The sequence below is a fragment of the Aquamicrobium sp. YD-1-mutant5 genome (genome assembly GCF_059509755.1).
The window spans coordinates 67,142-85,988 of record NZ_JCAKKP010000013.1 but is presented as its reverse complement, the minus strand read 5'-3'; the positions used below and the strand labels follow the sequence as shown (position 1 = coordinate 85,988).

At 63.5% G+C, this 18,847-nt stretch carries 26 protein-coding genes; 7 read left to right on the top strand and 19 right to left on the bottom strand.

Annotation, left to right across the window (positions count from 1 at the left end; all coding sequences use genetic code 11):
- Positions 1–2 precede the first annotated feature (2 nt).
- The 13 genes from AC5XE7_RS16305 to AC5XE7_RS16245 form a co-directional block, all read right to left on the bottom strand.
- On the bottom strand, positions 3–221 hold the full coding sequence (locus tag AC5XE7_RS16305; RefSeq protein ID WP_495366870.1) for a phage tail assembly chaperone: 219 nt from the start codon (positions 219–221) through the stop codon (positions 3–5).
- Entirely contained in the window at positions 218–559 is a 342-nt protein-coding gene (locus AC5XE7_RS16300; protein ID WP_495366835.1) for a gene transfer agent family protein, read from the bottom strand. The genes AC5XE7_RS16305 and AC5XE7_RS16300 overlap by 4 nt, the downstream gene beginning before the upstream one ends.
- Complete coding sequence (locus tag AC5XE7_RS16295; protein ID WP_495366834.1) at positions 556–972, bottom strand: phage major tail protein, TP901-1 family; 417 nt, start codon at positions 970–972, stop codon at positions 556–558. Before AC5XE7_RS16295 ends, AC5XE7_RS16300 begins: the two co-directional genes overlap by 4 nt.
- A 32-nt stretch (positions 973–1,004) precedes the next feature.
- Positions 1,005–1,412: a DUF3168 domain-containing protein gene (locus tag AC5XE7_RS16290; RefSeq protein ID WP_495366833.1), complete on the bottom strand. Its 408-nt coding sequence runs from the start codon at positions 1,410–1,412 to the stop codon at positions 1,005–1,007.
- Positions 1,393–1,545 carry a hypothetical protein gene (locus AC5XE7_RS16285; RefSeq protein ID WP_495366832.1) on the bottom strand — a complete coding sequence of 51 codons (153 nt, stop codon included), beginning with the start codon at positions 1,543–1,545 and terminating at the stop codon, positions 1,393–1,395. The genes AC5XE7_RS16290 and AC5XE7_RS16285 overlap by 20 nt, the downstream gene beginning before the upstream one ends.
- Positions 1,542–1,877: a phage head closure protein gene (locus tag AC5XE7_RS16280; protein ID WP_495366831.1), complete on the bottom strand. Its 336-nt coding sequence runs from the start codon at positions 1,875–1,877 to the stop codon at positions 1,542–1,544. The genes AC5XE7_RS16285 and AC5XE7_RS16280 overlap by 4 nt, the downstream gene beginning before the upstream one ends.
- On the bottom strand, positions 1,878–2,447 hold the full coding sequence (locus AC5XE7_RS16275) for a head-tail connector protein (RefSeq protein ID WP_495366830.1): 570 nt from the start codon (positions 2,445–2,447) through the stop codon (positions 1,878–1,880). It abuts the gene before it with no gap.
- 88 nt (positions 2,448–2,535) lie between these two features.
- On the bottom strand, positions 2,536–3,804 hold the full coding sequence (locus AC5XE7_RS16270; protein ID WP_495366829.1) for a phage major capsid protein: 1,269 nt from the start codon (positions 3,802–3,804) through the stop codon (positions 2,536–2,538).
- Entirely contained in the window at positions 3,801–4,388 is a 588-nt protein-coding gene (locus tag AC5XE7_RS16265; protein ID WP_495366828.1) for an HK97 family phage prohead protease, read from the bottom strand. The genes AC5XE7_RS16270 and AC5XE7_RS16265 overlap by 4 nt, the downstream gene beginning before the upstream one ends.
- Positions 4,378–4,731 (bottom strand): DUF6107 family protein, encoded by a 354-nt coding sequence (locus tag AC5XE7_RS16260; RefSeq protein ID WP_495366827.1) that lies wholly within the window; start codon positions 4,729–4,731, stop codon positions 4,378–4,380. The genes AC5XE7_RS16265 and AC5XE7_RS16260 overlap by 11 nt, the downstream gene beginning before the upstream one ends.
- On the bottom strand, positions 4,728–5,915 hold the full coding sequence (locus AC5XE7_RS16255) for a phage portal protein (RefSeq protein ID WP_495366826.1): 1,188 nt from the start codon (positions 5,913–5,915) through the stop codon (positions 4,728–4,730). Before AC5XE7_RS16255 ends, AC5XE7_RS16260 begins: the two co-directional genes overlap by 4 nt.
- Before the next feature lie 15 nt (positions 5,916–5,930).
- Positions 5,931–7,226 (bottom strand): DNA-packaging protein, encoded by a 1,296-nt coding sequence (locus AC5XE7_RS16250; RefSeq protein WP_495366825.1) that lies wholly within the window; start codon positions 7,224–7,226, stop codon positions 5,931–5,933.
- Positions 7,159–7,650: a hypothetical protein gene (locus AC5XE7_RS16245; RefSeq protein ID WP_495366824.1), complete on the bottom strand. Its 492-nt coding sequence runs from the start codon at positions 7,648–7,650 to the stop codon at positions 7,159–7,161. Before AC5XE7_RS16245 ends, AC5XE7_RS16250 begins: the two co-directional genes overlap by 68 nt.
- A gap of 305 nt (positions 7,651–7,955) precedes the next feature.
- Here AC5XE7_RS16245 and AC5XE7_RS16240 point away from each other — a divergent pair, with 305 nt between their 5' ends.
- The 3 genes from AC5XE7_RS16240 to AC5XE7_RS16230 all read left to right on the top strand — a co-directional run bounded on the left by AC5XE7_RS16240 (position 7,956) and on the right by AC5XE7_RS16230 (position 11,311).
- Complete coding sequence (locus AC5XE7_RS16240) at positions 7,956–10,115, top strand: transglycosylase domain-containing protein (RefSeq protein ID WP_495366823.1); 2,160 nt, start codon at positions 7,956–7,958, stop codon at positions 10,113–10,115.
- Positions 10,116–10,185: 70 nt separating this feature from the next.
- The gene (locus AC5XE7_RS16235; protein WP_495366822.1) at positions 10,186–10,770 is read left to right on the top strand and encodes a DUF1214 domain-containing protein; all 585 of its coding nucleotides are present in this window, start codon (positions 10,186–10,188) and stop codon (positions 10,768–10,770) included.
- Positions 10,763–11,311 carry a DUF1254 domain-containing protein gene (locus tag AC5XE7_RS16230; protein ID WP_287947217.1) on the top strand — a complete coding sequence of 183 codons (549 nt, stop codon included), beginning with the start codon at positions 10,763–10,765 and terminating at the stop codon, positions 11,309–11,311. Before AC5XE7_RS16235 ends, AC5XE7_RS16230 begins: the two co-directional genes overlap by 8 nt.
- 7 nt (positions 11,312–11,318) lie before the next feature.
- On the opposite strand, the gene AC5XE7_RS16225 is transcribed toward AC5XE7_RS16230, so the two are convergent.
- On the bottom strand, positions 11,319–11,510 hold the full coding sequence (locus AC5XE7_RS16225; protein WP_495366821.1) for a hypothetical protein: 192 nt from the start codon (positions 11,508–11,510) through the stop codon (positions 11,319–11,321).
- Between the two features lie 172 nt (positions 11,511–11,682).
- Between AC5XE7_RS16225 and AC5XE7_RS16220 the strand changes: the two genes are divergently transcribed.
- Complete coding sequence (locus AC5XE7_RS16220) at positions 11,683–12,576, top strand: hypothetical protein (protein WP_495366820.1); 894 nt, start codon at positions 11,683–11,685, stop codon at positions 12,574–12,576.
- 104 nt (positions 12,577–12,680) lie between these two features.
- On the opposite strand, the gene AC5XE7_RS16215 is transcribed toward AC5XE7_RS16220, so the two are convergent.
- The 3 genes from AC5XE7_RS16215 to AC5XE7_RS16205 all read right to left on the bottom strand — a co-directional run bounded on the left by AC5XE7_RS16215 (position 12,681) and on the right by AC5XE7_RS16205 (position 15,739).
- Positions 12,681–13,025, bottom strand: a complete 345-nt coding sequence (locus tag AC5XE7_RS16215; RefSeq protein ID WP_495366819.1) for a DUF1491 family protein — start codon at positions 13,023–13,025, stop codon at positions 12,681–12,683.
- Positions 13,026–13,209: 184 nt separating this feature from the next.
- A complete protein-coding gene (locus AC5XE7_RS16210) occupies positions 13,210–13,998 on the bottom strand; it encodes a peptidoglycan-binding domain-containing protein (protein ID WP_495366818.1) in 789 nt (262 codons plus the stop codon).
- Complete coding sequence (locus AC5XE7_RS16205) at positions 13,973–15,739, bottom strand: PAS domain-containing sensor histidine kinase (RefSeq protein WP_495366817.1); 1,767 nt, start codon at positions 15,737–15,739, stop codon at positions 13,973–13,975. The genes AC5XE7_RS16210 and AC5XE7_RS16205 overlap by 26 nt, the downstream gene beginning before the upstream one ends.
- 460 nt (positions 15,740–16,199) lie before the next feature.
- Between AC5XE7_RS16205 and AC5XE7_RS16200 the strand changes: the two genes are divergently transcribed.
- Both AC5XE7_RS16200 and AC5XE7_RS16195 read left to right on the top strand, forming a co-directional pair.
- Entirely contained in the window at positions 16,200–16,526 is a 327-nt protein-coding gene (locus AC5XE7_RS16200) for a DUF5330 domain-containing protein (RefSeq protein WP_239800963.1), read from the top strand.
- A gap of 87 nt (positions 16,527–16,613) precedes the next feature.
- Positions 16,614–17,039, top strand: coding sequence for a SufE family protein (locus AC5XE7_RS16195; RefSeq protein ID WP_280200066.1), 426 nt, complete (start codon positions 16,614–16,616; stop codon positions 17,037–17,039).
- A gap of 35 nt (positions 17,040–17,074) precedes the next feature.
- On the opposite strand, the gene AC5XE7_RS16190 is transcribed toward AC5XE7_RS16195, so the two are convergent.
- Both AC5XE7_RS16190 and AC5XE7_RS16185 read right to left on the bottom strand, forming a co-directional pair.
- The gene (locus AC5XE7_RS16190) at positions 17,075–17,884 is read right to left on the bottom strand and encodes a DUF6456 domain-containing protein (protein WP_495366816.1); all 810 of its coding nucleotides are present in this window, start codon (positions 17,882–17,884) and stop codon (positions 17,075–17,077) included.
- 2 nt (positions 17,885–17,886) lie between these two features.
- Entirely contained in the window at positions 17,887–18,306 is a 420-nt protein-coding gene (locus AC5XE7_RS16185) for a helix-turn-helix domain-containing protein (RefSeq protein ID WP_287945234.1), read from the bottom strand.
- Positions 18,307–18,513: 207 nt separating this feature from the next.
- Between AC5XE7_RS16185 and AC5XE7_RS16180 the strand changes: the two genes are divergently transcribed.
- Positions 18,514–18,822: a cytoplasmic protein gene (locus tag AC5XE7_RS16180; RefSeq protein ID WP_495366815.1), complete on the top strand. Its 309-nt coding sequence runs from the start codon at positions 18,514–18,516 to the stop codon at positions 18,820–18,822.
- Positions 18,823–18,847: the final 25 nt, after the last annotated feature.

The window sequence follows — 18,847 nt, the reverse complement described above, 5'->3', positions numbered from 1 at the left end:
GGTCAACCTCCTGCATATTGATCGGGAAACGCGTGCATCAGTTTCGCCAGTTCAGCCCGCGCGGGGGCAGCCAGCCGGCGCTGCGAAAACGGTCGCGACGCACGCTCGAATTCAATGGGCGTCATCGCCCAGAACTCTTTAGGGGAAAGCCGCAGCAGGCCGAGGCCCATGGCCATCACCTCATCCCATGGAAAGGCGGTGACGCCCGCTGCGGCATTCAGGGGCGCGACGGCGTGGTGTCCTCCGCGGCCCCTCCGAAGGTGGTGGTCAGAAGGTCGCTCACGATCGCCGCATAGCCGGCGGCCCCGCCGGTCGCCGCCATTTTGCCGACATCCTCGTCGCTGACCGCTTCGCCTGCCCCGCGCAGGCCAGCGCCTATGATGCGGATCATGTCGAGCGCCGAAAGCTTCCCGCTGCTGAAACGTTCGACGAGCCTGCCGATATCCTCAGTAGCGAATGCCGCCTCCAGCTCGGCCAGCGCTCCCAGCGTCAGGCACAGCCTGAATTCTTTCCCGTCCAGCTCGGCGGCAATCTCGCCTCGCCTGCGGTTCGCGCTCATGGCGTCACCGTGAAGCTGACCGGCCCGGCAGATTCCAGCGCCATCTCGAAAGTGACCTCGCCGTCATGCGCGCCGGTATATTCGAGCGATGTGATCTGGAATGGCCCGGAAATCACACCGAAATCCGGAACGGCGAGCTGCCATGCAACGATGTTCCCGGCGAAAAAATGCTGCCGCATCAATGCGTCGGACTGGGCATCCTTGAAGATGCCGGACCCGCTAACCGCCGCGCGCTGCACGCCGCTGCCGGCGAGAAGCTCGCGCCAGCGGCCGGTCGAATCCGCATCGGTCACGTCCACCGTCTCGCTGTTGAAAGCAATACGCTTGGTGCGCAGCCCGGCCACGGTGACGAAAGCGCCAAGCCCCGTCGAATCGATCTTGAGGAGAAGGTCCTTGCCCTTCTGTGCGACCATCTCGGTCTCCCTGATTGTGATGAAACGAAAGTTCAGACGGCGCTTTCGGTCACGGCGCGCAACCGCAGCAGGCCGTGATGGACGGAAATGTCGTCATCGAAGGTCACTTCCGCGAATTCGAAGCGGAAACTCACCAGATGCTGGCCATCCAGCGAAAGCGGAACGCCAAGCGCCGTGCGCACGGCATCCAGAATGGCGAAAGCCTCTTTCCTTCCCTTCGCCTTCGACCAGACATGCAGCGTGACCAGATGCTCAAGCCCATCCTCGGTTGACGTGCTCCAGTCGAACACGCTGGTGCGGCCGAAGGTGACAAAGGGGAAAGCGGCATCGGTGGGCGCACGGTCGAAGAAGCGCGCGCCACCCATCAGGGCTACCAACGCCGCATTTGCCGTCAGCGCCGCAAACATGGCCTTCTGCAGGTCAGCGCTGGCTGCGGTCATTGCGCTCCTCCTTTGCCCGATCGGCATCACGGGATTCCGGCCTTTGAAGCTCGACTTCATCGGCCAGTTCATGAGCCTTCCAGCGCAGCGCGCGCACCAGCCCGTCGAGCGTCAGGGCGATATTCACATTCATGGTTCGCCCTCCCGCACCCGGCAGACCAGATAGCGGCCGGTCTCGTCCGGATCGTGCACGGTGACGACCCGGAAGATGCGTCCGCTGCGCGTGAAGCGCATGCCGCCGACGATGCCCTCCCGCTTGCGCAGGGTGATCCGGTGCGTCACCGATTCCAGCGTCTTGTCGGCCCCGAAACGGCTATCGGCAGACAGAGGCTCGATATGCGCGAACACCGTCGCCACCTCGCTCCAGTGTTCGGCGAAGCCGCCCATGCCGTCGGGCACGCTGGCAGCCTTCTCCAGCGCCAGCTCGGTACGCATGGCGCCCGGATTGAGAAAGGAAGCCAGCATCTAGAGCCTCCTTGCCCGGAAAGGCGCAATGAGCCGGTCGTAACCGGCCGGATAGCCGACAGGCTGGTCTTTCGGACCAAAGGCGGTGCGAAACTCGTACCAGTGCGCCACCAGAAGCAGCATCGCCCGTCGCAGCAGATCCGGCACATCCGTCCCTGCCTCGCCGAACCCCGCCGTGAAGTCGATTTCGATGCCGTTCATCGTCCGCAAGGCCGGCGGCGCTTCGCGAAAGCCGATGCGTGCCGGACGCGAAACCGTATCCGCCTGATAGGAGGAGGGATTGACCAGCGAAACCTCGCCCTCCGGCCCGTAAGCCGTCACGGAAAGGATGTCGCGAACGGGGTGTATCGGGACCGCCACCGTTCCGTTGCGCGGCCATCTGTCGAGCACCAGCCGCCAGCTCTGCTCGATAAGCGCCAGCCCGGCTGCCCGCTCCACCTCTTCGCGTGCAGCCCGGATGAGCCCGGACAGCAATTCGTCTTCGCTGGAATGGTCGAGGCGCAGATGCGCTTTCGCCTCTGCCAGCGACACCGGCTCGGCCGATGGCTCCACGGTTCTGATCAGCGTCATATATTCGCTCTGCATTGGGAGAAAGAAAAACGGCCCCGGCGGAGGAAACCGGGGCCGTATCGGCAGGCTTATGCAGCGAGCGCTACACTCATGCCGTGCCGAACTTGATCAGCTTGATCGCATCAAAATCCTGCACCCCGCCGCCGACGCGCTTGGTGGTGTAGAACAGCACATAGGGCTTGGCGGAATAGGGATCACGCAGAACCCGCACGCCGGTGCGGTCGACCACCAGATAGCCACGCCCGAAATCGCCGAAGGCAATCGGGGTCGCGTCAGTGCCGATATCGGGCATGTCCTCGGCCTCGACCAGCGGGAAGCCCATCAGCATGGCGTTCTGGCCGGGGCCGGCCGGCGGCTGCCACATATAGTTGCCGTCACCGTCTTTCAGCTTGCGGATCGCGGCCTGCGTCTTGCGGTTCATCACCCAGTGCGCGTTCTGGCGATAGCCCGCCTTCAGCGCATAAACGGTATCGATGAGGATGTCGGACTCGTCGTTCGCCGGGAAATCGCCGGCCACGCCCGTCACCGTATAGCCGATCGAGCCCCAGGCCCAGCTTGCCTCGGCCACCCTGGCATAATCGAGGAAACCCTTCGGCTTGTTGACGCCGTCGCCCGCCACGAAGGCGGCCCCCTCCTGCTCGGCGAAGGCGGCTTCGACCTCGGAGGAAATCCACTGGTCGAGATCGACCACCGAATCCTCCAGCAGGGTGGCGGTGGCGGCGGGCATCGCATAGAGCTCCATGGTCGGGAACTGAAGCTCGGCCAGCGTCGCCGTATTGGTCTGTGGGCGTGCAGCCGTCTCGGCCACCCAGCCGACTGCCGGGCCGTTCACCGCGAAAGGCTTCTTCAGCACCGCCGAAGACACCTGCCGCACCGAGGCGATGGCGCGGATCGGCGACATGGCCGCAAGCCGCTTGCCGATTTCGGCTTCCGTTTCCGGCGGCACCAGATAGCCGCCGTCCTGGCCCGAACCGTAGGACATGGCCTTGGCATCGAGCCCGCGCAGATGTCGGTCGTCGCCGCTGCGCATATAGGCTTCGAAGGCCTGCTTGTGTTCGGAAGGCAGAGTTACCTGTTCACGATCCGAAATCTGGCCGAGCACCGGCCGCGCCCGCTTCAGCGACAGATTGTCGATGGCCCGCTTCTGTTCGTCGAGGGCGCGCGAGATGCGATCCACCTTCTCCGTGGTCAGCACATCGGCACCAAGCCGCCTGTCCATCTCGGCCAGCTTCTGGTCATTGCTTTCCTTGAAAGCTTCGAAAGTGGACATGAAATCGCCGAAGGCGTCCTTCAGATCCAGATAGTCGCCGCTCATCGACTTGGTCTCGAGCGGCTGGGCAGGCTGCGATGCATTCATAGAGAACGTCCTTTCGGGTTGATGATGCTGATTGCGTGGCGGATTGCCCTTGTGAGCTGATGCGCTCCGCTTTCGTCGGTGGTTGCGGTCTTCGGGCGTCTGGCCTTGACGGTTTCGACCCGCGCCGCCGGCTGCATAGGAAAGGTGACGACGGAGATTTCCCACAGATCCGCCTCGACGATGCGGCGGATGCCGTTTGCCGGATCGCGCCGTGTCCGCGCCGCCCGGAAGCCGATGGAGAGGCCGTCCAGCGCGCCGCTGCGCAGCAGCGCCAGCACTTCCTGCGCGCGCCGCACCCCGGGCGTCAGCCGTCCACGCACGAATAGGCCGCGCCTGTCCTCGCGGATTTCGGTCCACACGCCGATGGGCTGAGCCGGATCATGCTGGTAGAGCATGCGGATACCGCCGACCTTGCGCTTTTGCAGGGATCTGGCGAAAGCGCCCGGCTCAACCACGTCCTTGCCGAGATCGACGGCGCCGAACACGCTGGCATAGCCGGAGAAAGTGCCGTCGGCTTCCACCTCATCCACCACAAGATCGACATGCTTGCGCTCGAAGCGGCGTTGGATGCGATCAGCTTTCATTGCCGCCCACCCCAGTTTCATTGCGATCCGGACCAGCGGGCCGGTATTGGCCAAGCAGTCTCAGCACGAAGCCGAGCGCCCACCAGGCGCACAGGCTGGCCAGCGCCGATCCCATCAGCACCATTTCGGAGGAGCCAATCTGCTCCTCGATGCCGAGATCGGTCGCGACCTTCAGGCCGGCCGTGCCGCCAAACACCACGCCGCACATCACGCCCACGATGAAGCGCGAGGCCGCCTCGCGGCGTCCCTGCGGCAGGATGTAGACCAGCGATGCGGCCGATCCGGCGATCGCCCCGGCGCCCTTGGCCGCCCACAGCCAGCTTCCTTGCGACATGTCCGTCATGACAGGTCTCCTTGCCCTGCGTGGCGCGGCCGATAGCCGACAGCCTCGCGTTTTTCGTCCTCGGTCAGGAAGGAAGCCGCCTCCAGCCGCGCCCACAGCGCATCACGGTCGCTGGTCAGGCCGTCGACGCGGTCGGCGTCGTACCAGAGCCGCAGGCCCTGCCCGAACGCCGGCCCCATCCAGGCTGAAAGGTCCTTTGCCGTGCGCGCCACCAAAGGCAGCACCGTCAGCCGGTAGAAGGCCCGGTTGGCTTCCTGATAATTCGCATAGGTGTTGTCGCCCGGAATGCCGAGCAGCATCGGCGGCACGCCGAAGGCCAGCGCTATGTCGCGGCTGGCCGAATGCTTGGCCTCGACGAAATCCATGTCGCGGGGCGTCAGCCCCATGGCTTTCCAGTCGAGCCCACCTTCCAGCAGCAGCGGCCGCCCGGCGCGCGTGGCGCCGGTATAACCCTGCTCCAGCTCGGTCTTGAGCCGGTCGAACTGCTCGTCGGTCAGGTTACCGCCCTCCTTCGGAGCATAGACCAGAGCCCCCGACGGCCGGGCGGAATTGTCGAGCAGCGCCTTGTTCCAGCGCCCGGAGGCATTGTGCGTATCGAGCGCCATCAGCGCCGCCTCCAGCGGCGGGAAACCGTAATGGTCCTCCAGAGGATGGAACAGCGTCAGATGCACAGCACTGCCCGCATCCAGCATCACCCTCCGCCGCGCTGCACCTTCCCGGTGATCCAGCGCCACCGGCCAGCCGGAGGCATCCGTCACCACCGTCACACGGTCGGGGCGTAAGAGATGCAGCTCGCGCGCCTCGCCCCCCGCGTCGACCAGTTCCACATAGGCGTTGCCGGCCAGCAGAAGATGTCCGTAGAGCGCTTCCAGAAAAGTCGCGCCGGCCTGTCGCTGGTTCGGCCGTTCGAGCAGGTCGAGCAGCGGGTGCGTCTCGATCTCGCGAACGCCCTCATAGAGCAGCCATGGAATGCTTGCCGCCGACTCCGCGATGAGCCGGACCGCGCGGTGCACGATCGGGTTGCGCATAAAACCTTCGCGGGCCAGCGTCGCATAGTCGCGACGAGTCCAGTTCGCCTCGCCCTGCGCATGGAAGGCTATGAAGCCGGTTCCCCCGGCCTCCTTGGTTTCGAGACGTGCACCATCGTTCCCCGCGCTTCGGGGCCAGGGCCATTTCCAAGCCATTGCAGATCCTGTCGGTTAAAGAATATCGCGGATGCGCGGGGCCGAGCCCCGACCGGACGTCAGTTCGGTAATCGCCCAGACCAGCGCGTCCATGCGGTCCGGCGAGCGGCCGCCGGGCAGACCGTCCGGGCCGAAGTCGCACATTTCATCTTCCAGTTCGGGAAAGCGTCCGGCATGGCGCACCCTGCCCTGCTGGTAGAGTGCTGCCACCGGTTCGGCTCGCAGCCACTTGCCCCGGCTCGCCCGCACCGGCTTGACCGGCACCGCCGGATCGACCGTGTGCAAGACGGCCGTCGCCATCTCACCGCCCTGATTGACCTCGACCACCAGGCAATCCGCCTGAAGCCGGTGAAACAGGGCGATGGCCTTCTTCGCCCATTGCTGCGGCTTTGCTTCACGCACCGTCTCGTCGGCCAGCACCACGGCAAAACCCTCGGCGTTCAGTCCGGCCGCCACGATGCCGCAGGCGTCCGATGTCCGGCGCGAGCTTGCAGGCGGATCCACGGCTACCACGATGCGCTGCAATTCCATCGAGGAAGCGCCGGTAATCGCCTGCTCCAGCATGGAGCGCGACCACAAAGCATCCTCGCGATCCTCGATCAGTTCGCCCCCGAGTTCCTGCCGCCCGAGCCGCGTTCCCGCATAGCGCCTTTCGATCGCCTCGATAAAACCCGGCGCCAGATTGGCGCGATTCTCATGCGTGCCGAGCCGCGTCAGCATCATAGCCGGATCGGCCAGCAGCCGCTTGATCAGCGGTGTCGGTCGCGGCGTGGTGGTGATGAGCTGGCGCGGCCGTTCGCCCAGCCTCAGGCCGAACTGCAGCATGTCGTAGGTCGCCTCGGCGTTCTTCCATTTGGCGAGCTCGTCGCACCAGGCGGCCGCGAATTGCGGCCCGCGCAGGCTTTCGGGGTCTTCGGAGGAAAACACCTGCGCCACCGCACCGCTCGGCCAAAGGAGCCGCCGCCGCGAAGCCTCGTAGCGGGGCCGGTCGCCCCGCGCCACGCTGGCGATGCCGGAAGGACCGTCGATCATCACCTCGCGCACATCGCCAAGCGTTTCGCCCACCAGCGCGATCAGGCCATGACGGGCACCGGGCCGCGCGAAAGGTGGCAGTCCCCGCGCCAGCGCGATCACCCATTCGGCGCCCAGCCGGGTCTTGCCCGAACCGCGCCCGCCCATCACCAGCCAACCGGCGGGGTCATGCCCGAGCTGGATCTGGTTGGCGCGCCCACGGATCAGCCATTCACGCGCCGCCCTCAGTGCCTCCTGCGGTTCCAGATTGTTCCTCAACCAGTCGAGCTGCGAATTCACGTGCAAGCTCGACGATGCGCTCCTCGATCCGTCGCAACGTTTCGGCAAGGTCCTCATTATCCCTGATATGGTTTTCCCTGGCGGCTTCTTCCGGCCGCATGATTTCGCCGATCTTTTCCAGGCCACGGATCATCGCGATCAACCCGTCTATGGCGCCCTTGTCGATGTTGCCGCCACCTTCAGCGGCCCTGCCCAGCTCCTCCACCTTGCACAGGACCATGCCGGCCGCCTTGCGGATGCGCGCCGAGACATCCAGCGGGCCGGCCTGCGCCAGCTTCCAGCCTTCTTCTCGGGCCAGACGCCGAAGCGCCGTGGTCGACCGGCCGCTGGCCAGCGCCAGCCGCTCGATCGTCGCATGCCCGCCCTCGGCCAGAACCCGCAGCGCATGCAAACGGGCCTGCAGTCCGGCCTTTGGCTCCGGCATGGTCCCTGCCTCATCAGAAATGTGTTGAATGGGTAAATGTGTTGATTGGATCGCAAATCGACCGACCCGGCCGGTTCCTGTGGGAGCCACCAGCGCCAGTCACACTTTTTTGACGATAACCAGACACTATCAGAGCAGCGTTACGGTGTCAAGAATTAATTCCTAGGATTTTTATCTTAAACATACCGTGCACGCTTTGATTGAGAATCCCTCTTGCCGCCCTCTGGCGGATGGGGGAAAAGGAATGTGTGGGCGGTTTCTGACGGAGTGTTTCCGGCGCCCTTTTGCAGCCGGGCAGCTTGTAGATGGTCAGTCCCTTGGAGCCGAAGAAGAAACGTGGCCGTGTCGCCGCCTTCCTGCTGGCGACAGACGCCTGGCTTGACACCACCCTTTATGAAGTCGGCTTCAGGTTCCGCGAATTCTGGGAAGCCGCGACCATTTTCTTCCGCCGCTTCCGCGTCAAGGGCTGGCGGCGCGGCGTCATCGAAATTTTGAGCGAGGGTTTCACGCTGGGCGCGGGCGGTGCAGTCGTCATGCTGGCCCTTGCCATCCCGGCCTTTCAGGAAACGGGAGGCGACTGGCGCGCGCAGGACGATTTCGCCGTCACCTTCCTTGATCGCTATGGCAACGAGATCGGCCAGCGCGGCCTTATCCAGCGCGATTCGGTCCCCGTGGACCAGATGCCCGATCACGTCATCAAGGCGGTTCTCGCAACCGAGGATCGCCGCTTCTTCGAGCATTACGGCATCGACTTTCTCGGCCTCATGCGTGCGATGACCGAGAATGTCCGCGCCAACTCCGTGGTTCAGGGCGGTTCCAGCCTGACCCAGCAATTGGCCAAGAACCTGTTCCTGTCCAACGAGCGCACACTGGAACGCAAGGTCAAGGAAGCCTTCCTGGCTCTCTGGCTGGAGGCGAACCTGTCGAAGAAGGAAATCCTCCAGCTCTACCTCGATCGCTCCTATATGGGCGGCGGCACCTTCGGCATCGAGGCGGCTGCCGATTTCTATTTCGGCAAGAGCGTGCGCGACCTGACGCTGGCGGAAGCCGCCATGATGGCCGGCCTTTTCAAGGCGCCCAGCAAATACGCGCCGCACGTCAACCTGCCTGCCGCCCGGGCCCGCGCCAATGTGGTTCTGTCAAACCTCGTCGACAGCGGCTTCATGACAGAGGGACAGGTTCTGCAGGCGCGCCGGCATCCCGCCGATGTCGTGGACCGCGGTGATCGCAAGAGCCCGGACTATTATCTCGACTGGGCGTTCGAGGAAGTCCGCAAGCTGGCCGCGAAATCGCGCCAGCATTCGCTGGTCGCGCACACGGCCTTCGATCCGAATATCCAGCAGGCTGCCGAAGAGTCCCTCGAGTTTCACCTGCGCCAGTATGGCAAGGATTACAACGCGACCCAGGGCGCCATCGTCGTCATCGAAACCAATGGGGCGGTGCGCGCCATCGTCGGCGGGCGCGATTATGGCGCCAGCCAGTTCAACCGCGCCACCAAGGCGCTGCGCCAGCCCGGTTCCTCCTTCAAGGCCTATGTCTATGCCGCGGCCGTGGAGCACGGCTTCACGCCGGACACTATCGTCTCCGGTGCCCCCATCAGTTGGGGCAACTGGCACCCCGGCAACTACAATGGCGCGTCAGCCGGCCGCATGACGCTGACCACCGCCTTCGTCAAATCGATCAACACCGTTCCGGTCCGGCTCGCCAAGGACAGTCTCGGCATCAAGCCGATCAAGGAACTGGCTGAAGCGATGGGCGTGGAATCGACGCTGGAGTCGCACAAGACCATGGTGCTCGGCACCTCCGGCATGACGGTCATGGATCAGGCAACCGGCTACAGCGTCTTCCCGCAGGACGGCATGGCCGGCACCCGGCATGGCGTCACCCAGCTCGTCACCCATTCCGGCGATGTCATCTATGATTTCGGCAAGGACGCACCGCCCTCTCGCCGTGTCCTGTCGGAGCAGGCCGTATCCTACATGAACACCATGCTGGTGCAGGTGCCCGTCATCGGTACGGCGCGGCGGGCCGCCCTTCCCGGTATCGTCTCCGGCGGCAAGACCGGCACCAGTCAGGCCTACCGCGATGCGTGGTATGTCGGCTTTACCGGCAATTACACGGCTGCCGTGTGGATCGGCAACGACGACTACAGCCCGACGCGCAACATGACCGGCGGCTCGATGCCGGCCATGGTCTGGCAGCGTCTCATGGCCTATGCGCATCAGAACATCGATCTGCGGCCGATCCCCGGCATCGCGCAGCCCTTCGTCGATGCGGCCACCGCCGCAAAGGCGCAGGAGGCCGCCAGGGCAAGCGCGCTGGCCGAGGCCGACCGCGCCGCTGCCGAGCGCCCTCCGGTCCTGTCCAGCCGCACGACACAGTTGCTGCGCCAGATCAACCGGCAGTTCCTGTCCGCTCCGGCCCTGCGCCCCGAGCTGGATCCGGAGACGGTTTCGGCGCTGTGACGGTGCCAGCCACTTGCCAGAAGCCCTTCCCCCGCGATACCAGCTCCCAAAAGATCGATCGGGCCGATAAATGCTCAAGAAAGCCTTGCTGACGCTGATTGCGCTCGTCATTGCCATCGGCGGTGGCGCGGCCAGTGTCTGGTATGCCCTGCATGTCCAGAAGGGCGCAGGCGCCATCACCATCGGTGCATGGACCGCCTTCCCTGACATCGGCACCCCGGAGGCCGATCCCTACACCAATGCCCGTGTTGCCCGCGAGGGCGTTCTGGCGCTTGGCCGCGCCGAAGGTCTCGCCTTCGTTGCCGCGCACGATTCCGCCGGCCAGCCGCTGCTGCGCGAATGCGCCTATCGGATAGAAGGAAACCTTCCGGCCACCCGTTTCTGGACGCTCTACGCAGCCGACCAGTCGCTCGATTTCATCCGCACCGGAAAGCTGCGTCCGGCTGCGTTGCAATCCTATCAGGTGCTGCGCCGGCCGGACAATTCGGTACTCGTCGACGCCTCCGGCAGCCCCGCTCCCGGCAACTGGCTGATCACCGCGGGCGAAGGGCCCATGTATTTCGTGCTCACCTTCTACGACACCCCCATTGCCAGCAGCACCGGCCTGTCCGGCATCGAACTGCCGCGCATCGTGCGCAGGGGGTGCAATGCGTAAGCTGCTCTACGCGGTTCTGCTCGGTCTGGTGGGAGCCGGCATCGTCCACATCCTCGTCCTGATGATGGTGCCGGAATTGTCCGAGCGCGATGCCTGGTCACGGCTGTCGATGGCCTCCGACCTCTACCGCATGACCCCGCTCGAAGCGGAGAGCGGCGGCCAGCCGGTGGTGAAATCGGTCGACCCTCTGTTTCTGGCTGCCGCCTGCCGCTTCGATCTGAACGATGGCATCGTCCACGTTCAGGCCGCAGGCAAAGTGCCGTTCTGGTCGGTTTCGGTCTATGACCGCAACGGCCACAACATCTACAGTTTCAACGACCACAGCGCAGCCAGCGGCACGCTGGACACGGTTGTGCTCACTCCGGCCCAGATGCTGGAAGTGCGCCGGCAACTGCCGGACGATCTCGACGGCTCCATCTTCGTGGAAACGCCGATTGGCGAAGGCATTGTCGTCCTTCGCGCCTTTGTGCCGGATGAGAGCTGGCGCCCTGCCGTCTCCCGGTTCCTCGAACAAAGCGCCTGTACACTTAAGGAGCTGTAGTTCGGCCTCAGTGCTTCGGTAAGGATGCGGCACCGTCCGCTGGCAATGCCGTGCATTGGCCTTCCCGTGCCGGCGCAGTCTCATCCGCACGTTGGTAGCGGACGCCGGGGAAAATCACCACGGCGGCCGCCATGCCACAGAGTCCCGAAGGTTTCTTCATGCCCGCCTTTTGCGGCGTGAAAGACAATACGATGCCCATTTCGTGCATTCCTCTCGGTTGAACCGGAGCACAACGCAACGCCTCCTCCGTAAATAAGGCGCTCCGAGGGTTAACGGAGCGCTAACGGATCAGAGCTAATTTGAAACGAGTTCTGTCGGGCATGCCGCTAGTGGCCTGCCGGCTTCATCGCGTATTCTCAAGGCGTATCTTCGTGTCATCCTCGGATTTCCGGCAAATCGCGATCAGGACTGAAGCCGGCAAGGCTGAAAGGCTGTTTCGCGCCGCCATTTCCGCTTTCTGCGCGCTGACCCGCCCCTCGCGCCGGGAAATCGCCCAGCTTGACGACCTGACCCTGCCGCTGTTCGACGACGTCTCGACCGAAGCCCGGCGCTTTGCAGCCGCCGCCCTGTCCGAATGCGAAAGCGCACCGCCGGGGCTGGTCAAACGCCTGGCCAACGAGCCCGTGGAGATCTCGGCTCCGCTGCTGGTTCGCTCACGCGCCCTCGGCAGCGTCGAGCTCATCGCGCTGATCGGTCGTCATGGCTTGCCGCATGCACGCGCCATCGCCCGCAGAAAAGACCTCCACCCGACCATCGCAAGTCTTGTTCGCGCCCTGAACCGTCCCGCAGCGAAGACGACGGACGAGAACCCGTCCCCTTCCCGTCAGGCGGCCGACCGTACCCGCGAGCAGCTGCGAACGATCATGGTCGACAACGGGGGCCCCTCGCTCTCCATCGCGCCCGCAACGGCCGGAACCTTCAGGCTGTTGCTCGATGGCGCGCTCAGCGCCAATGCAGCCTTTTTTCAAACCGCGCTGGCCGATGCCCTCGGGGTGGAATTCGGCAGCGCCGTCAGGCTTGTCTCGCCTTCCGATCACTTTTCGCTTCTCGTTTCGCTGCGGGCGCTGGATTTGAGGGAAGCCGAAGCCTTCCTGATCGTAAGTGCTGCCTGCCCCGGTTCCTTCCCGGATGTGCCGAGCGTGCGCCTGTTCGTGGAACGCTACCGGGGCATGGAACGGCAAGCCGCCGTGGCAAAGGTTGCGGCATGGACGAAGACCGGCAGCTCACAGGCCGGTGATGCGGCAAAGACCCTGAAGGCCAGCTAGATCAGGTCATCGATTCACGGAATCGATGACCTGATCTAGCTGGCTGTTTTTTCTGCATCTATGCGACGCCGAATGTTTCCATTCGGCTGCAAAATACTCTGATTTCAGTCCCTGATCGAAACCAGTTCCTCTATCGGCACCGATCCAACCTCGATTTCCACGACCCATATGTCGGGGTCGAAGCGCTTCTCGCGCTCGATCCGCGCATCCAGTTGCTCCGCGGTCTCATCCGGCGCGATGCGAACGAACAGCCTCTCGTCGGGCCGGGCTGAATCATAGCTGGTCTGCGGCGCCGGGCCGAGCAGCGCCACGCTTCCGAACCTGTCCCTGACGAGGAGGAAGGCCACTCCCGCCTCGCCCGCGCCACGTTTCAGCACGGCAGCGAAGCCGCCGGCGCCGAAGACGCGCCGCACCAGCGCCGAGGCCCAAAGATCAGTCGTCACGCGCATATCAGTTAACCAGTCCGATTGTCGGGCGATCTCTGGCTTGAAACCGTTCCCGCCGGATCGCTTCGCACGTTTTCCGAAGTTGCTAGAGCATCGGACCGAAAAGTGGAATCCGGTTTTCGGTGATTCCGATGCTCCATCAATAATTTAGATCGTCCTTTATGCGTCCGAATGGACGCACGGCGATCTAGTCGGTCAGGCCGACTTCACGCATCTTGATGTAAACCGCCGCGTCCGGCTCTCCGCTTACGGCGAGACCGAAGATCGACTGGAACTCGCGGATTGCCGCCTTGGTGCGCGCTCCGGCTATGCCGTCCATCTGGATATCGGTGTTGCCGAACGCCCTGAGGCCGGCCTGAATCTTCACGATCTGGCTGCTGGCGGAGGCTGGTCCCGGATCAAGCCTCACTGATCCCGTCAGGTCGTCGCGGCTTGCCGGAACCGGCACCGCGGCGGCCTGCCCCGCCCCCAGTTGATTGAGCAGGGCGTCGTCGATGGAGCCGGTCGGGGCGAGCCCCACCTTGCCCTGATAGGCGGCTATCGCATCGCGCGTATTGGGTCCGGTGAGTCCGTCGGGTTCGGCCGAATAGAAGCCCAGATCGCGAAGGATCGACTGGACCTGCCGTACGACGGGATCACCGCGCGGCCTCTCCGGTGCCGGCGCTGCGCCAGTGTCGGGGTTGGGATCGGGACGCACGATGTTGATCGTCGTTTCCGGCTCGGTCTGCTCGACAACCGGAAAATCCTGCTGGCTCCTGGTCGCGAAGAAGGCGCTCGAATGCGGGAATGGCTGATACCAAAGCGCATTGGCGGAGACGTAGAACAACGTCACCAGAAACGCCGTGGAGCCGCCGACGAGAACCGGATTGCGCGAGACGAGTTCGCCTGCCGCAACCGCGCCCCGCTGAACTATGCCCGGGCGATTGGCTTTCTTCCTGACCTTGCTGCCCTTAGCCCGTTTTGCGGAGCGAGCCATTCCAATCCCCGTTCTTCCTGCCTGCCGGCGTTGCATCCGCCAGCATCACCAGTCTGTCGCTGTCTCCCTTCGGGCCATCCACCGGAATGCTCACCGAAACCGTCGTTCCTTCGCCGGGCGCGCTGTCGATGGACATCGTGCCGTCGTGCAGGCTCACAAGCCCCTTCACCAGAGACAGGCCGAGCCCAGCCCCCTCGAAGCCGCGCGTATAGTCGTTCTGCACCTGTACGAAAGGCTGGCCGATGATTGCCAGATCTTCCTCGGCGATGCCGATGCCTGTGTCGCTCACCCAGAAATGCAGGCGCGAGCCGACGCGCCGCGCGCCAAGCGCCACCTCGCCCCCTTCGGGCGTGAACTTGATGGCATTGGAAGCAAGATTGATCAGGATCTGCTGGATGGCGCGCCGGTCGGCGTTCACCTCACCGGCATCGGCCGCCACGCGCAGTTCCAGCCGAATCTTTTTGGCATCGGCCTGCAATTGCATCATCGAACGGCACATCTGCGCCGCCTCAACGAAGCGGAACGGCTCCGGATGCGTGCGATAGGCCCCGGCCTCGATACGCGACACGTCGAGGATCGACGTCACGACCTCCAGCAGATGCTGGCCGGAATCGCGCACCAGTTCGACATACTCCTTCTGCCGCGGGTCGTGGAACGGGCCGAGCATCTCATGCAGCAGCATGTCGGAGAAGCCGATGATGGCATTGAGCGGCGTGCGCAGCTCATGGCTGACGGCGGCCAGAAAACGGCCCTTGGTCACGTCGGCGCTGGCTGCGGCTTCCTCGGCGCGCTCCAGATGCTCACGCAGTTCGACAAGCTCGGAATTGTCGCGCAGCAGCGCTAGGAACGCATTGCCCGCTTCTTCGGCCTTGGCCAGTTCGAACAGGAACGGCCGGTAATTCCCCGAAGAGTGGCCATCCGCCTTCGGCACGCGGACGCGCAGTTCCATGCGGGCAGAAGCCGCCCCCTCGCGCATGTCGGCAAGCGCGTTCAGATAAGCGATGCGATCGGCGACAAGGATACGCTCGAACAGCGAATTGCCCAGCAGCAGATCGGGGGCCAGACCAAGCACCTGTGTGGTGCGCTCGCCCGCATCGAGAACCTCGCCCTGCCTGTTGAGGCGCAGCATCACCGCACCCATCAGACCTTCGACATTGAGGTCAGGCGCGGTTTCGGCACCTGCATCCGCATTGCCACGAAGAGCGGCCAGACGCGGCACAAGGGTAGCGCCCCACGCAAGCGGCAACAGCCAGTGCCACGGCTGCGGCTGCGTATAGGCGGCCAGCCACACATCTGCGGGGAGGAATTGCATGGTGCAGGCCAGCGCCGCCGCTGCCACACCGGCCAGCACCCAGCGCCTCGAACGGCTCACCCAGAATGCTTCGATCGGCAGGGCAGCCACAAGCAATGCCACCGGCGATGCAAGGCCGCCGGCGGAAGCCACCAGCGCACCCATGGCGACAGCGGATGCCGCAAGCACGACCGCTCCCGCTCCGGCCAAACGGCCGCTTGCCGAAACGCCGAGCGCGGCGAGCCAGCACAGCCCGAATATGCCGAGTATCGCGGCCAAAGTCGCCGAGGCGCCGAGGCCGGCGGTCACCAGCATCACCGCGCTTGCGGCAGACAGGAAGGGTGCTGCGAGCATCAGTCCGATGAAACGGGCATGACGGGCACGCGCTTCCGGCTCAGCCACGCGGCTGTGCACGAGACGCTCGCAGCCCGACGCAATCGCGTCAGGCATTCCAACGTATCTTGCCGCAATCGAACTCAACTCAACGCCTCGTACGGACCCGCTTCGCAGATCATTTCTGATTAGAGCCGAAAGTCGCATCCAGCCTTTAAGGAATGGATAAAGCTGGAGCATGAGCAGCGGATTCGGAGTCGTTTTTCTGCAAAAACAGCGTTTACGGGAATGCAATTCAGCCCATGGTAAACACGCGGTTAGCTGTCACGGACAGCGACACGTCTTTCAAGACCACCACAGAGAACGCGGCTTTCCACAGCGAATCAAACGGATAGGGCACGACCCGCAACGAAAGGCGTGGGCTTCATGCCCCGTTCAGGTCGGCGGGTGTAAATGAAAGCGGGAAGTCCATTGCTTCAAATTTTAATAAAGTTGTCCTCTTGCTTGCAATCGCTCATTTGGCCGGCCCGGCTAAACTGGTTTTGTTGAAGACAGGTGCTCTGGAAAGAAGACGGATATGGGTTTCCTGATCAGGTTTGCGTTCTGGTTTTCGCTCGTTCTGCTGGCTCTTCCCTTTGATGTCGGGCCAGACGGGGAGGGTCGCGAAAACGTCAATCCCATCCAGGCGCTTCTGGCGGCAAAGGATGCTGTCGGCGACATCGCCGGCATGTGCGAACGCCAGCCGGACGTGTGCGAGACCGGCGCTTCTGCGCTCCACACGGTGACGGAGCGCGCCAAACTGGCAGCACGCATGGCGGTGAGCATAATCGAGGATGCGCCTTCGCAACCGGCTACCGCGCCAAAAGAGCCTGTCACGACCGGCTCCATCAGGCCCGCCAACTGATCTGCTTCGGACGCTCCTGAAGAGCGTCTTCCGCGTTCTCGCCTTTTTTCCGTGACGCCCGGCTGCCACCGAACTATATCGTTCGGCATGAGTACGACGATCCAGAGCATCACCGAAGACTTCGCCCTCCTCGACGACTGGGAGGAGCGCTACCGCTATGTCATCGAACTCGGCGAAGCCCTGCCCGAGTTCCCCGACAGCGAGCGCACACCCTCCAACAAGGTTCCCGGCTGTGTCAGTCAGGTGTGGCTGACCACCCGCTATGGAACGGGGCCTGATCCGGTCGTCACTTTTGCGGGTGATTCCGACGCCCATATCGTGCGGGGTCTGGTGGCGATCCTTCTCGCCCTTTACTCCGGCCGCAAGGCCAGCGAAATTCTGACGACCGATGCCGAAGGCACATTGCGCACGCTGGGCCTTGACGAGCATCTGACCCCACAGCGCTCGAACGGACTGCGCTCCATGGTCAACCGCATCCGAACCGATGCGCAAAAGGCAGGTGAGAACGCCTGAGCCGAGCCTCAGACGCTCCGCTTCCAGTCTTTTTTCTAGCGCGCGTGCAGGTTCGGCCTGTAATCCTGTGCGCCCCAATGCAGCATCTGGGCTGGCTTGCCGCCTTGCTGAGCCGCACCCGGCCAATAGTGGCGGGCCAGTGCCGCCAGAGCCGTCTTGAGCACCACCTTTCCCGAGCGTACCGGCCATGCGCGTTCAGCCTCGACGGTTTCCATGCCCTTGAGAAAACAGCACACATCGATCAGCACGCCTGACAATTCGGGTCCAACTGCCGCAATGGCTTTCTCTACCCGCATCCGCGCGCCAAGAGCGACATCTGTAAGTTCTGCAGCACCACCTCCGCCCGAGCGCTTGCCGGAAGCGACACTTGCAATCCAGTTGGCACCCAGCCGGGGCATGAGCTGGCCCCGGGTGTAATCGGCCCGCAGCCGCTCGCCCGCCTCGAACTCTCGCGCTGTCAGAAAGGCAGCGCCGGCCTTCGTTCGCAAGCGCGCCAGTTGTGCAAGCGGCGATTCCGCCAGATTTATCTGGGTCAGCCGCGGGCCCTCGCCCGCATCGACGCAGATGGTTTCGATATCTCTCGGCGAAGTGTCGGAAGCACGTGCTGCATCCATTTCACGCATCATCCGCTCTCCCTTAGGCGTCACGGAGACACAATTGCCGTTCAGCATCAGCATCTGTTCCGCGACCAGGCAATCGAAAGGCACTCGTCCGACACTGACGGTACCGCGCTCACCGGCTTCAATCAGGACCTTGTTTGTCTGCGCCGCCGGGCTGATCTGACCCGGTCCCTTCTGCAGGAATTTCAGGACGCGCAACGGCACCTCGCGGGAAGAAGCATGCATGCTCATATCCCCAGCCGGTTGCGGAAAGCTGCCGAGGCAATCTGCTCGAACATATGCACCACCCGGTCGAACTCGGGATCGTCACGAAGATCTTCAATGGTCTGGCATGCGTGAACCACCGTCGTGCGATCGCGCCCGAAACCGCGTCCCACATCACCCATCGACAACCGCAGAACGACATGCGCCACATACATGGCGATCTGCCTCACCCGTGCCACCGGCTGCGACGTGCGTCCGGGTTTGCGCAGCTCCTTCGATGAAAGCGAAAACAGCGCCGAAGCTATGTCGATCAGGCATTCGCAGACGTCCAGCGTGATCTCGTCACGCCGTTTGGGAAAGGCATGTTCAGGCTCTCCATCCGGAGCAGGTTTGACTATCGGATGAATGGGATCATCTGGAATAGCGGTCATGTTGGCGTGCACGAAATTTCCTCCACCATAGGAATAGATTCCTTATAGAGGGTGTTCGCCGACATGTGAACAAACAAAGAACTACGTACAGCTTTTCATGGGGATAACATATTGATTTCATTTGAAATTGCAGAATTACTGCTTCCGGCCGCAATGCATTTACTCCCCACCGCGGTTCCCCCGGCCGATAGTAAGCCCCGATTTCACAGGAGGTGGCACATGCGATCGCTGAAGGAGCAGGCGCAAGCTTTCGGCCAACAGAAACGGCTGCATGCCAGGCACGCCGGACAACTGGCAGCGTTGCAAATTTTATGCGGGATCGATGTGGGAGAAGCGTCTGTCAGTGAGGGAGCGGCAAGAACGAAGCTGCTTGACCGCATAGAACGCCTTCTGGAGCGCGAACGTCTGCGAGGCTTGCGCCGGCATTGGAACTACGATCTGAACCGTCACATAGCTCTCAAGCAGGCGCGCGATCAGCTCAGGGACAATGGCAAGCCGACTTCTCCGTCGCATGCGCTTATTGTGTGATGACAGTCGAAACTGAAAAGCCCCC